Annotated in this window: 11 protein-coding genes, 1 pseudogene and 1 riboswitch; of the genes and pseudogenes, 1 reads left to right on the forward strand and 11 read right to left on the reverse strand. The window is 43.7% G+C overall.

All coding sequences use genetic code 11. From position 1 onward, the window contains the following. Positions 1 to 200 precede the first annotated feature (200 nt). The 8 genes and pseudogenes from ACIZ62_RS14450 to modA all read right to left on the reverse strand — a co-directional run bounded on the left by ACIZ62_RS14450 (position 201) and on the right by modA (position 7,399). Positions 201 to 2,729 (reverse strand): FAD-dependent oxidoreductase, encoded by a 2,529-nt coding sequence (locus ACIZ62_RS14450; RefSeq protein ID WP_111889252.1) that lies wholly within the window; start codon positions 2,727 to 2,729, stop codon positions 201 to 203. Further along, entirely contained in the window at positions 2,729 to 3,016 is a 288-nt protein-coding gene (locus ACIZ62_RS14455) for an ArsR/SmtB family transcription factor (protein ID WP_111889251.1), read from the reverse strand. The genes ACIZ62_RS14450 and ACIZ62_RS14455 overlap by 1 nt, the downstream gene beginning before the upstream one ends. Before the next feature lie 368 nt (positions 3,017 to 3,384). Next, positions 3,385 to 3,882 carry a C-GCAxxG-C-C family protein gene (locus ACIZ62_RS14460; RefSeq protein WP_111889250.1) on the reverse strand — a complete coding sequence of 166 codons (498 nt, stop codon included), beginning with the start codon at positions 3,880 to 3,882 and terminating at the stop codon, positions 3,385 to 3,387. 81 nt (positions 3,883 to 3,963) lie between these two features. Beyond that, complete coding sequence (gene modD, locus ACIZ62_RS14465; RefSeq protein ID WP_111889249.1) at positions 3,964 to 4,809, reverse strand: ModD protein; 846 nt, start codon at positions 4,807 to 4,809, stop codon at positions 3,964 to 3,966. A gap of 14 nt (positions 4,810 to 4,823) precedes the next feature. Further along, positions 4,824 to 5,042: a heavy-metal-associated domain-containing protein gene (locus ACIZ62_RS14470; protein ID WP_111889248.1), complete on the reverse strand. Its 219-nt coding sequence runs from the start codon at positions 5,040 to 5,042 to the stop codon at positions 4,824 to 4,826. Next, a pseudogene (locus tag ACIZ62_RS14475) lies at positions 5,017 to 5,778 on the reverse strand (ATP-binding cassette domain-containing protein). Before ACIZ62_RS14475 ends, ACIZ62_RS14470 begins: the two are co-directional and overlap by 26 nt. Further along, a complete protein-coding gene (locus ACIZ62_RS14480) occupies positions 5,775 to 6,596 on the reverse strand; it encodes an ABC transporter permease (protein WP_111889246.1) in 822 nt (273 codons plus the stop codon). Before ACIZ62_RS14480 ends, ACIZ62_RS14475 begins: the two are co-directional and overlap by 4 nt. 8 nt (positions 6,597 to 6,604) lie before the next feature. Then, positions 6,605 to 7,399 (reverse strand): molybdate ABC transporter substrate-binding protein, encoded by a 795-nt coding sequence (modA, locus tag ACIZ62_RS14485; RefSeq protein ID WP_414150462.1) that lies wholly within the window; start codon positions 7,397 to 7,399, stop codon positions 6,605 to 6,607. Between the two features lie 177 nt (positions 7,400 to 7,576). Continuing rightward, positions 7,577 to 7,762: riboswitch (cobalamin riboswitch) on the forward strand. Positions 7,763 to 7,908: 146 nt separating this feature from the next. On the opposite strand from modA, the gene ACIZ62_RS14490 reads away from it, so the two are divergent. Further along, on the forward strand, positions 7,909 to 8,370 hold the full coding sequence (locus ACIZ62_RS14490; protein ID WP_111889805.1) for a EutP/PduV family microcompartment system protein: 462 nt from the start codon (positions 7,909 to 7,911) through the stop codon (positions 8,368 to 8,370). Positions 8,371 to 8,457: 87 nt separating this feature from the next. Here the strand turns inward: ACIZ62_RS14490 and ACIZ62_RS14495 are convergent, their stop codons facing one another. The 3 genes from ACIZ62_RS14495 to ACIZ62_RS14505 are packed head-to-tail and all read right to left on the reverse strand — an operon-like array spanning position 8,458 to position 13,834. Next, entirely contained in the window at positions 8,458 to 9,513 is a 1,056-nt protein-coding gene (locus ACIZ62_RS14495; protein ID WP_111889244.1) for a radical SAM/SPASM domain-containing protein, read from the reverse strand. 13 nt (positions 9,514 to 9,526) lie between these two features. Beyond that, on the reverse strand, positions 9,527 to 13,000 hold the full coding sequence (locus ACIZ62_RS14500) for a cobaltochelatase subunit CobN (protein WP_414150463.1): 3,474 nt from the start codon (positions 12,998 to 13,000) through the stop codon (positions 9,527 to 9,529). Positions 13,001 to 13,009: 9 nt separating this feature from the next. Then, positions 13,010 to 13,834, reverse strand: coding sequence for a vWA domain-containing protein (locus ACIZ62_RS14505; protein ID WP_414150464.1), 825 nt, complete (start codon positions 13,832 to 13,834; stop codon positions 13,010 to 13,012). Positions 13,835 to 13,931: the final 97 nt, after the last annotated feature.

The following is a 13,931-nucleotide window of genomic DNA, read 5'->3' on the forward strand; positions in this document are numbered from 1 at the left end:
TTTCCAGACACTTCTTATTTTTACTTTTTATTTTACCACTTATTACTTCGTTTGGATATATTTCTAACTGAAATATAAAAAACAAAATTCATATTTTTTAACTGTACCAAATGTTAAAGGGCCATCAACCTAAAAAAGGACTAAAGTTAAACTTCAATCCTTTTCATGTATTCTTATGTTAGCTAATTAAAGTGCTTAAATCAGACAAATAAGGTTGTCCCGGCATTTTCATTGCTGGCGATGTAAGTTCCTACCCCGGCATATTCAATCCCGTCAATGAGCTCTTCTTCTTTAATCCCCATCAGATCCATACTCATGGTGCAGGCGATAAAACGAACCCCGGCATTTTGAGCTTTTTTAATCATGGTATCCAAATCATCGACATGTTTCTTCTTCATAATGCCTTTGATCATAGCTGGTCCTGCGCCGAGCATGTTCATCATCGAAAGTGGCAATCTGCCCGCGCCTTTGGGCATCATTGCACCAAACATTTTCTCAACAAAGGTCTTGTTGCGGCCTTTTCCATCTCTTTTTCGCAGTGCATTAAGTCCCCAAAAGGTGAAAAACAGGGTCACATTTTTTCCTTGGGCTGCCGCACCCTGAGCAATAATCATTGATGCCAGCACCTTGTCCAACTCACCACTAAAAACCACCAACGTTGCATTTTTCTGAGTCGATATCGCCGGCATCAAACTACAGGCTTCACCCTCGCTACCTTTTCTAATAATGCTAATATAGCTTTTCCCTTTTGTCTCCTGAGAAACCAGCGTATGTCCATTGGTTTCACACCAGCTTTTTATGTCACTGACAAATCCAAAATCAGTGGCAATAATCTGAACCAGATCACCGGATTCGACACTTTTTATGGCGTCATAAGTGGCCATCAGTGGCCCCGGGCATTGGAGTCCAGTTACATCAACTTTTTTTTTAATCACATCATTTCCGGTTCCACCCTGCTCACCATCGCTCCCTCTTCCGCCCTGGTCAACATCACCGTCATCTGAGTCAACTTTTTTAACGATACACGCCCCAATATTAAAATCCAACTCCGCCAACTTGTAATGAGCGGTTCGGTATGTACTATATCCACCAGACAAGTTATAGATGTTGGTAAAGCCATTACCCTTTAATATTCGGATGGCAAGATAAGCACGTTGACCGACCTGGCAGGTGACATAGATGGGTGTATCCTTTGAAATGGGAATCTCAGCAATACGATCTCTTAAACTATCCAACTCAATATTGACAGAACCTTTAATGGCACCCGCACTGACTTCGACTGGTGAGCGCACATCCAGCAAAAATCCGCCTTTTTCGACAATTGCATCAATTTCGTGCCATTCAACGGTTTTGTATACCCCATCTTCAATGTTTTCTGCAATATAACCGAGAATGTTAGCCGGATCCTTGGCTGATGAAAAAGGTGGTGCATAACAAAGCTCAAAATCTTGAAGATCAAGAACGGTAGCCCCCATTTTCATGGCTGATGCAATCACATCGATTCGTTTTTCGGTTCCTTCCTGTCCAACGGCCTGAGCCCCCAGAATGCTGAGCGTTTTAGGATCGTAAAGCAACTTTAAGGCAATATTGGTTGCATGAGGATAATAACCCGCGTGATTGGCACGATGGGCCATCACAATTTGATAGTCAATTTTCTTCATATCCAGTTGTACCGCATTATTTCCCGTTGAAGCAATGGTTTTATTAAATACTTTTGCTACCGCAGTTCCCTGGATTCCAAAATTTTTAATTGTTTTTCCATTGATGTAATCCGCTACAACCCGCCCCTGTCGGTTAGCAGGCCACGCCAGTGGAATGGCGGTTTGATCCTTAGTCACAAAATCTTTAACTTCAATGGCATCACCAATAGCAAAGATATCCGAATAAACACTCTCATCTACCCCGCTGAGTACCTCGTAGTTTTGTGTCGTGACAATATGACCACGGAGCCCGCACTTGAGATTTGCCTGTTTGGCAAGCATATTATCGGGAACCACACCAATAGCTAAAATGACCAGATCGGCCTCCAGTACGCGACCACTTTCCAGAACGACTTCACTGCCCTGTTTTTGGAAATGATCGACCCCATCTCCTAAAATCAGATTTACACAATTAGCATTGATTTCCTGATGCACCAGTTGCGCCATTTCAAAATCCAGGGGTTTTAAGACCTGGTTCATTTTTTCCACCAAGGTTACATTGGCACCCAGTTCTTGCAGATTTTCGGCCATTTCGACACCAATAAAACCACCGCCGATAACAACAGCCCGTCTTACCTTGCCGCTATCAACAACCGCTTTAATCTTATCTGTGTCCGGAATATTTCTTAGCGTTAAAATATTTTTTGCTTCTGACAATCCGGGAATCGGTGGTGCAATCGGTTTTGCCCCGGGGGATAGAATCAACTTATCATAGCTTTCGTTGTATGTTTTTCCTGTTTGATGATTTTTCACTTCGACAGTTTTAGCAACCGGGTCAATCGCAACGACCTCACTAAAATTTCTGATATCCAAATTAAAGCGTTTAGACATACCATCGACGGTTTGAACCAATAATTTCTTGCGATCTTTAATCACATCCCCAATGTAATAGGGTAAACCACAGTTGGCAAAAGAAATATATTCATCCCGTTCAAACAGAATAATCTCATCTTCTTCACTTAAACGTCGCAATCTGGCAGCAGCAGTCGCACCACCGGCAACGCCTCCAACAATCAAAATCTTTTTCATCAATTTTCCTCCTCGTATATTGCATTAATTATTTTTTTTGCACTTTCTGATACTACTTCATAATAAATTTCAGTTCCGGAACGGTATCCTTTAACGATCCCAGCACTTTTTAATTTTGACAAGTGTTGAGAAATCGATGATTGTGATACCCCAAGACATTCTTCCATATAAGTCACATTACAACTGCCCTTTTTTATTAAACCTCTGGCAATACATAATCGAATCGGATTTCCTAAAATTTTTAATATTTCAGCCTGTTCATCACAATCTTTCGGTTTCATTTCCATTAGATTTCTCCAATCAACTCTGTTAAGATAATGTCAATACCATTATATTATAACATATTAATATGTCAAGTGTTTTTTTAATTTTATTAATTTTACTTATATACCATTATTTAGAATCTTTAAACACTCTGTTAATCTAAACGAGCTTTTTTAAAAATCCTATTTAAGCTCTGAGTATCAATATTCAAAATGGATTTAAGCACTGGTGTGAGTCATTTTTCGAAGATAACAAAAAAACCGGATTATTCAGGTGGCCCTAGCGCTTAACCTGATTTTCCGGCTTTTCTCATACTTTAATAATAACTACCTTATTAAATATTTCTTTATCCAACTGATCCGCGTTATAATTGATACCCAGCAAAGGATTTTTAATTTTCTTCGTTAATGTATTTTTCCATAATTTCTGCCGCCATTCCCACCAATGATTCACAGGGACGATTCGCATAATATGCTTCTGTCCGCTGTTCCGGCGTTGGGTTGTCTTTTCCTTTTTCAAGTCCCAAAAGCTCCCGGCAGATAATCGTGTGATTCTGATCTTCAAACGCCTTTGCAAGCAATTGAATCCGCTGATAATGCTCTGCTTTGCCGCTCTGGTCTTCTGGATCGGTGTAGCCGTAGAGGAGCCCTGCGACCATAAACATCCCCGTGACTGCACCACAAACCTCCCGGAGCCGCCCCATTCCGGCACCAAAAGATGAGCTTAATTTGGCAGCCGTTTCAAACGCCAATCCACATTCATCACAAAACGCCAGAAAAACAGACTGTGAACAATTATACCCTTGCCTAAAAAGGTTCCGGGCTATTTCAGAATGCGTTTTTCTCTGGTTGTCGTTTAATGATGTCTTTTCTTTTGTTTGATGTCTCATTTAATCTATCATGCCTTTCCTTCTTAGAACTTTTTTAAAAATGCTTACTCCAATTTTTCTGGTTTCAATGTGTAAGTACTTTTAATTTCTGTCTATTTTAACACCAATATCAATGGGCTTGGCACTGTATAAACTGGTTGTAATGATCCCATTTACATTTGTTTGGGCATATTTTGAAATATTCGTCTCGTTGATTCCGCCGGCCGCCAATAAAATACCGGATGGAAACTCTTTTCTTAAACGTTCCACTGCCCCAGTCAGCTCTTCTGCACTCATTTTGTCAAACTGGATGCCGTCTACTCCAGCCTGACAAAGACTAACTGCCTGCTCCAGCGTTGTTGCTTCAACAATGATTTTCTTTTCACAACATTCCGCTTTTATTTGCGGAAGTTTGTCGATCAAACCCTCAAATCCACCGATAAAATTCAGATGCTGTTTAAAAACAAGAATGGTTTCAGACAAACCCAACCGATGAGGCATGGCGCCACCCGCCATAATGGCTTTGGTCGCCAGGGTTTTGGTCCCGGGAAAACCCTTTCGGGTTGTCAGAACGGCCATATTCGGGTTATAAGATTTAACAACATCTACCATTTTTCGTGTTTTTGTTGCGATTCCCGAACAATTATCCAGAATATTCTGTCCTACTTTCCAGGCCATATGCAAATCCTCAGCCCGACCGATTCCTGTGATCAGCTCTGAACCAGCGGTAATCTTCTCTCCGGAAACAACCATATGATCCATCTCAATATGCATCCGATCAAAAACCGCTCGCACCTCTTCGGTTCCGCACACAACCGCGTCTTCTCGTGTAAAATAAGTAATCCGAGCCTCCTGCTCTCTGATCCCCAGTGTCCAGCTGGTCAAGTCAATATAAGGAACATCCTCATTAATCAGCCGGTCGATTTCATTAATTGCTATAAACGCCATATCTTCCCCCATGTTCAATTGATTATTTTAAATGATTTATCTTCTATTTTCTCAATAATACTGCCAATCTGTAAAGCATTCGTTTTATTTTCATCTAGTTTTACCGTTACTGTCGTAAAATCCGCACTAACCCCAACATCATCAATACCATCCTTACTTAGTAATGTCTCTTTGATTTTTTTAACACATTTTGGGCACATAATGCCCTCAACCTGCAAAGCAAACTCTTTCATGCACGGCTCCTCCTTTCTCGTATCGTCCCAATAAAAACTGGTTAACTTCCTGATCCTGACAGTTTTTAAACAAGTCCGTACTTTTACGGACCCCCCGTAGTTCACCCTTAACCATAATGCCAATCCGATCAGCCATTACTTGCGTCTCATTAAAATCATGGGTTACAAATAAAATAGTACAGCCAAATAGTTTATGAATTTCTTTAATTTGCTGATACATCATTTCTTTGGTGGCCGGATCTAAGGATGAAAAGGGCTCATCCATCAACAACAATTTTGGATTAAGAATCAGTGCCCGGGCAAGGGCCGTTCTTTGACGTTCACCCCCACTTAAGGTTCCCGGATACTGATTCAAGATATCGCCGATGGACAAGATTTCAGCCATTTTATCAGCCATTTCTTTTTTATAGGCCTTGTCTTTTCTTTAAATTTTTAATCCATAAGTAATATTCTCATAAACAGACATGTGATGAAACAGACCGAAATCCTGATAAACAAAACCAATCTGCCGCCTCTCTAAAGGAATTTTGACTACCGGCTTTCCCTGAATGCACACTTCACCAGAGAATTTCCGATAAAAACCGGCCACGGACTCCAGCAGAACAGTTTTACCTGATCCGGTTCTGCCCAGCACGGCAAAGATTTCTTTTTCACGAATGTTTAAATTGATATTATTCAATTGAAAGGTTCCTAATTTAATGGAGTAGTCTTTAATTTCAACCATTGTATTAATCATCGGTTCACGTCCTTCATCCTGCTCTCCTGGGGATTTTTCCTGCCAATCCAGTTGGTCAGAAAAAGAGAAATCAGCGAAATAATCAGAATAATTGTTGCCGATGCCATGGAAGCACCGGTATCCCCGGTTGCCAGATTTAAATAAACGGATGTCGTCAGGGTTTCTGTTTTCATCCGGGTGGCTCCTACTAACATCAGCGTCGCCCCAAATTCGCCGAGGCCCCTTGACCAGGCTAAAATAATAGTTGTGATAATGGCATTCTTGGATAGCGGTAAGGTAATGGTTATGAAGCGTTCCCACTTCGTCGCTCCCAGACTGCCGGAAATAAACTCCAGTCGCTCATCAACTTCCTCAAATGCGGTCCGAATAAATCGGACTACATAGGGAAGATTGACAACGGTTTGAGCAATAATGATACCATTTTTATCAAAGACAACCTTAAATCCCAACTCTTTAAGGGCCTTACCAAAGTCTGACGAAAAAATAATTAATAAACTAAGACCCAAAACCAGATAGGGCATCGATAATGGCAGTTCAATCATCATCTGACACAGTTTTTTAAAGGGAAACGCAGTCCGTGTTAATGCATATGCGGTGGGAATGGCGAGCACCATACAAATGATTGTGGATATACTTGCGGTGAACAGGCTCATTTTAACAGCGAATTGCACTTCTTCTGAATAAAATGCCTGACCCAAATAGGGTAACCCTTTTAAGACGATTGCCACTATCAGTACTGAGGTAAAGCTAATAACTATGACCGTAATGACGATTGTAATGATTTCAAATAAACTAAATACTGAAAATCGTTCCCTCATCAGATCGTTTAATTAACTACTTCGTATCCATAGTTTTCCCATATCGCTTTTGCAGAATCCGAATCTAAGAATGTCATAAACGCATCCAGTGTTTCGGTATTTTTACTGCTGCTTAATTGTGCCGCCGGAACTTTTTTGACATAGGTATCCAGATCCGTTGTCTTGACAATTTCGGTGGCGGAACCAGTCACATTTTCTTTCCAGACAATAATCGCATCGCATTCATCAACGGACAGGGCATTAAATATTTCCGGTGCTGTGGCTGCCCGGGCAATGACATTGACATTGCTTAAAATCCCCAGATCTGTTAACGCTTTATTGGCAATCTTACCAATTGGCGTGGCATCGCCATCACCCAGCACAACTTCCACCCCTTCTTTTGCTAGATCGTTTAAGCCGGAAATTCCCAGTGGGTTTCCGCTTTTTACAGCCAATACAGGGATGTGTTTGACCAGTTCTTTACTTTTTGTAACAAAATCTTTAACTGGTGCCAATTCATCAGCGGAGCCGGCAATAAACAAATCCCCTTCACCAGTTGTCTTAATCTGATTCTGAAGCTGGGCCGCATTGGCATAAACAACTTCCATTTCACAACCGGTTTCTGTTTTGAATTTATCGGCAATTTCCCCGAAAGGCTTGGTCATGCCAGCCCCACAGTACACAAACAAGGTTTGACCAGCGAGACTTTGACTTTCAGCAACTTTCTCTTGCGCTCCGTCAGCCTTACTGCTACAACCTGATACCAAGCTGATAATTATTCCCATTACCAATAATACCACTAACCAATTCTTAACGCTCTTCATCACATCTCCTTTTCATTACTTTAGTATTGTTTTGTAACGTTTAGATATGTTTTGAATTATATAATAGGTTATTGGCATATGTCAAGTAACCAACCCTTTTTCTTCGCAAGCAGCCAAATTTCTTCACTTGTATTAATCCTTGGTCCTTTTAAAAATGATCAAGGTGCTTGATTATTGACCGATTTTAGACTATAATAAACTAGAAAAAGTGTTTACAAAAGGAACGCGGTAAAAATCCGCGACAGTTTCTTTGCTACTGTAAGGAGAAGAATATGGACGCATTCAGTCATTGGGTTAACCAAGAAGGCTGTGTGTATGATGTCCCTCTGAGTCAGGATATTTTTGTCAAAACACGATCTGTTTGAAGCTTCAAAGAAGGCTGCAAAATGTGAGAATAAAACGAAATGACGCCCCACCGATCAACTGCAGGCGTCACGGAAACAACTCCGTATTTGCAAACCTTTTTTAAAAAAGGTTTTTTTGTTTTTTGCAGACTGGAGGATTTATTTATGGCCAATAATAAAAATCGCATCGCCCTCATCGGACGGATCGGTAGCGGTAAAACCACCCTATTTTTACGGCTGACCAATGAATTTATTACCTATGGGAAAACCCAGCAGGTCAGTTATTCTGATCATTTTATTGATACCCCTGGCGAATTTGTTGAATTACCCTGTTTTCGTCCTCAGGCCATTAATGTAACCTGTGATGCGGGGCTGATTATTCTAATTAATTCCAGCACCGATCACCAAAACTCGGTTCCACCTAATTTTGTCTGTACCTATAACATCCCCGTAATTGGGGTTATTACCAAAATTGATCATAAACACTGTAACCTCAAGCGAAGTCTACGCTACCTGACTTATGCCGGAGTCCACCCTGATAAGATTCACCCGGTAAGTGCATTGACCGGCGAAGGGGTCTCTGAACTTAAGACGGTTATTCAGGCGTATGTCGCTTTTGATCATTAAGCAAACGACCTGCCGTAGACTTACTTTCAAACAGCGATATGATTGCTAAACTTGCGTCTTAATCGTTTCCCACTTCACCAAGCCTTGTTATTGTCTGGCCAGCTCAAAGGCGGCCTTTTTTAACACGCAGTCCAGCGAGGTGTCCTGTTTTTTTTCATCATTTAAGATCAGGCGCGAGGGACAGCCCCCGGGACAGATGCTATAATAGTCACATGTTTTACAGCCTTGCGATTCTGCCTTTACAATGACAACGTTTTTTAAGGGGCGCGCTTTTACCACATTCCCCATAAAATATTTCGGATTTTCAATTAGTGATCCGCAAGGGTAAACATCGCCACAAGGCAGCACGACATAGGATCTACCGCAGGATGCATAACAGTATTCCTTGTTGCACGAGGTCATTTTCAACCGCTGCTTCGCTTCATGAACCTCACGGATCACAATTTTTTTACCAGTCAGCCGATATAATTCCTCAGCAGTCTCAACCATTTTCGTCAACGCTGTCTTGATTTGCTCTGGGGTGGCTTTTTTGATGATCGCCCGCTGGTCTCTGGCGCGCCCTGCATCCCGCAATAAATCAAGGCCAATCCCGCCTACATTACCCAAATAATAGGCGAAACTGACCAGCTTGGGAAGCTGTGTGATGCTGTGACTGGTCACCACGCTGTTGAGATTGATTTTGATTCCTTCATTAGCCAGACACCCAATCCCGGCAATCACGTCTCTTGTCCTTCCCCGGGTAAACTCATTCACCTCCGGGGGACCATCAAGACTGACCCCTAAGGCAATCCTCATTTTTTTCAGGCCCACGGCAATCTCCGGGGTAATGCAGATGCCGTTGGTCTGCATCTGAAAGCTGGCATTGTAATTTTTTTCCTTCACATAAGAAACCACTTGACAGATTAAAGGGTAGTTCAGCAGCGGTTCTCCCCCGGCGAACTGAATTTTCATATAATGATCGGAAAACAGATCCAGCGTCTGAGCCGCGGTCTCAAAATCCATATCCGCTTTTAGATGGGTTAAACCGGCATAACAGTATTCGCAGGCCAGATTACAGCGACCGGTAGTCCAAAGGACAATTAGCACACTTTCTTTTGAAATAATAACCACCTCCGTTACACGTCTTAAAAATTGTGATCTCACCCATCACTTCTTTTTACAGACTTTTCTCTGAATCGAACAGGGCATCCACTTCCTGAATACTTTTGTTCCATGCTTCCACATCCTGGTGACCGACAATTTCGATTGTCCCGCCCTGGTAATCACCCTGGGATTCTTCCATCAGCTCTTCCATATCACCCTCAATTTTCATATAAATATTTGTTAAAATTTCTAATGCCTCGAGACTAGGATTCCATTTTTGTCGTTGGTGGAGCTCCAGAAATCGTCTTGACATTTCCTCAATGGCAAAGCTATTCTCCTGGCTAAGCCAGCTTGCCATTTCCGGATCACCGAGATAGGTCTTAACGATTTCATCAATAGCCCTGTCATCAACATTTTTGGTGGTACACTTCCAGCTAAAAATGGTTTGCGCCTTTCGCATTACCTCGGCGGCACCACGATAGCCCTTGTCCATTACTGAGCGGTTCCAGAGCGGATTAAATAAGGTGCCTTCAATGCGATTGAGCTCATCTGCCATTGTTGTAATAACTACCTTTTCTTTATTGTTGGAGGTCCCGTGATATTGTTTGAGCGCATCCTGATCAAACTGATTTTTGACCATGTTAAAACCGCCGATCACCGAAGCGCTATAGCCAGATGAAAGCAGGTCATACCGATTACTCACTGAGGTTTCAAAAACAAGCTCCGCCGACTTAACGTTATCCACAAATTCTTTATGGGACACCGCTCCGTTTAAACCATCGCCATAGGCATAACCCGAAAATGAGGTAAACACCTTGGCCAACTCATCTTCCGACTCCCAGGCACTGGCTTTTAAGGCCAGATCTACGCCAGAGCCGTAGGTTCCCGGCTTGTCGCCAAAGATCCGCATGGTGGCACGCCGCCACCTCGTTTCCTGGGCCACTTCTTCTGTTCCTGCCAGTTCATTGATTGTTTTTAAGGCATTGCGGCGAACAAAATTTAAGCTTTCTGGTTCGTTAAGCACAGCCACCATTTGCACTGCCTGATCCATCAAGGCAATCAGATCGGGATAGGAATCTCTTAAAACGCCGGAAATCCGGATGATCACGTCAATTCTCGGCCGTCCCAGTGCTTCTAATGGAATCGCCTTGACATCCATCACAATCCCCGATTCATTCCAGACCGGTGTAACGCCCAATAAGGCCAGAACCTGAGAAAGCTGTTCTCCATTGGTCATCGAGATGTCGGTGGAAATCATGTTCATGGCCACCTTTTCGGGAAATTGTCCGGTGTCTTTTTGATGTTGGTCAATTAATTGATCCGCCATTTCCACCCCAATGGCATAGGCCGATTGGGTTGGGACTTTTTGGGTATCCATCAAGTAAAAATTTCGCCCGGTTGGCATAATCCGCCCCAGTCCATCCCGGGGTGAGCCCGCCAGCCCCGGCTCTATGTAATCCCCCATCAAGGCCTCGATCAGGGCCCTTGATTCATTTTCAACACTCATCAAACTGCTTTGGTTATTTTTTATTTCATTTTCCAGCACTGCCGCTTCCAGAATGCCCGGTACCATCACATCACTGGGGTGCGACTGGAGTTCTGCAGTTTTAGTCGGGTTGAGCAAACCAGAAATCAACAACAACATTTCCGAATGATAGGTATAATCATCAATACAATCTTTTTTCACCAGCGATGCATACAAGCTGGTTCCATCAATTGATTCTTTGATATAGGATACCTGATGACTGAGTTTGGGAACCTCTCCCCAAATATGATTTTCCTGTTCAAAGGAGTGAGTGATGGACTGAGTTAGTAGACCCTTGAGTTTTTTAACACCTTCTAAAAACACCGCTTCTTTATCAACGATTTTGCGATATTCCGGTGTCTGATTGATGCGATTTTCAATACTATTCTGCATCACTTCAACCTGCTGACTTTGAACATCAACCGCCTCCAGGTAGCTTCCCAACTCATTGATCACTTCAATCCGGGTATAATCGGTATTAAGACAGCTGGGCAGATAATCAAGCACCACCGCATAATTACGGCGCTTGGTACCAACGCCTTCGACACCGATGGCGGCATTATAGCAATAAAAATTAGGCAGATTGCCAATCACCACGTCCGGCCAACAGAATTCTGACAACGCATTGGTTTTTCCCGGCAAATGCTCCAGACTGCCAGCAGTCCCGACGTGAACCACGGCATGGGCCTTTAACAACTCATCAATATAGCGATAGGTGGCCAGATACTGATGGGGCGGCGGGCAGGCTGGATCATGAAGAATCTTGCAGACTTCCCCGGTACATTTCGGGCCATAACAGCCCCGTTTGGGCTGGAGCATCACCCACACATTACCAAAATTCAGCCCGGTAATGACCAGCTGATTCTCGAAAACCATCCCTTCCCCGGGCGGTGGTCCCCAGGCTGCTTCCATCGACGCTCTGAGCAGCGGGTCCAAGTTCTCATAGAATTGATTGTATCCGCCCTGGCCGGACAGTGGCATCCGATAGATGTCACCGCCAGCCTTGATAATGTCCTCAACCGTGGTCCAACGAAAATCCTGATAGGCTTTTTTATCCAGCATCATTTTTTTAAGAGCCGGTCCATCGGCGGGTATGTCCGCTATCTGGTAGCCTGCAGCTTTCAAGGTTTTTAACATCCGCACCACACTTTCAAAGACATTAAGCCCGGCCCCTGATCCCAGTGTCGCTTCAACGCCCGCACAGGGTGAACAGTGTAGCATCAGCACGATTTTTTTATCAGTAGCTTTCACCTTTTTAAGTTCAATGCGTCGAATAATTCTGGCCACCAGCCGCGAAATCCGCTCGGGAATCGGCGTCATCCTCAGCATATCCTGGGCGTCTTTGCGGGTACCAATAATAATCGGTTCAATCATCCCCATCATTTCACTGGTGGTAAAGGCCCAGGATATTTCCGCCGAAAGACCGGCTAAATTCGCTTCCCATTGCTGTTGATTCTGGAGCCGACTGACAACCGGCCGAAAAACCGGGATATTCATTTTCTTAAAAACAGCCACACTTTGAGAAAACAAGTCTCCGGATTTCGTATTTCCGGTAGCGGCCTGCATATGAAAATTAATGAGTCCATCAATCCTGAGTTTTCCATTGCTGGAAAAATAATCGCTGATAATGGTTCTAAAACCTTTTACCCCACTTTCTTCATCCGCTGACGAATAACTAAAAACCGGGATCACCCGAATCCCCTGAACCTCCAACTCCCGAATTAAGGATTCCTCCACCGCCGCTTTTTTCTTACTCCAGTTTTCGTAGTGGGTTAGAATGCCTACCACCATTTGGGCATCATCTAAACCGCGATACCAATTCTGATAAGCCGCCAAGCTCGAAAAAACAATTTTTGTATCGGGATGAAAGATACCATCCCGAACGCGTTTTGAAAAATTTTCGGAATCAGCTGGCTCGCCTGGTTTTAATTTGCCTTCTTGATGGGCGGACGCCCTGACGCCATTGGTCTGTTTTAAATCGCTCTGTTTTTTATTTATCTGTCTGTTCGCTTGATTACTCACTGTTTCCCCCTAAAATGACGATTCTTTGGAAAGATCCCGGACAGCTTCAGCCAGCACATCCGCTTCCAGATCTTCAATCCGGTAGTAACGGGCACCCATAGCGGCGGCCAGCTTCCTGGCCAGACCCAGTTTAATAAAATCCACCTCAGTATCCACGACGATCATCTGGACACCCTCCCCGGCGATCCGTTTGCCCATTTCCAGGGCTTCTGTAAAGGAATCCCCTTCACCCAGTGCGACATTGGTTCGTCCATCGGAAACCAGCACCAGAATCGGCAACAGATCCGAATTTTTTCGCTGTTCGTTCTTAATGATTTCATAACCCTTTAATAAACCCGCGGCCAGTGGGGTTTTGCCGCCAGTGGGTAAATCCCGGAGGCATTTCTCGGCCATATCGACACTGCGGGTAATGTTTAGTAGTACCTCAGCGTCTTTTTTACGAAAGGATACCAGCCCAACCCGATCCCGTTTCTGATAGGCATCGGTAAGCAGTGATACCACCGCCCCCTTCACCGTTTCCATTCGTTTTTTGACACCCATGGAACCACTGGCATCGACCACAAAAACAATGGTGCTGCCGGTGCGCTTTTCCCGCAGTTTTTCACGCAGGTCTTCGGTTTTGATGATCACTGCCAGGCCGTTAGCTTCCCGCACCCGCTGATAGGGCGCTGCCGCCCGTAAGGTGGCGTCAAAGGCCAGGTCATTAATCGTATTGCGGGGCAGGGCACTTTTGATATACTGCCCTTTTTTGGTATCGGTTTTTGTTTTAAGCCGTTTACCTTCGCCCTTTCTTTTTTTGCGGTCAAGCGCCTTGATATTTAAGTTTTTCACCATAAAGCTTCGGCCGATGGCGTCAATCTGATCCAGCAGCTCACTCAGATCCGGTTGTTGCGGGGGCTCGATTTCTTCTTGCTCAGAATCCTCCGCATCA

The sequence above is a fragment of the Acetobacterium carbinolicum genome (assembly GCF_047456275.1).
GTDB lineage: Bacteria > Bacillota > Clostridia > Eubacteriales > Eubacteriaceae > Acetobacterium > Acetobacterium carbinolicum.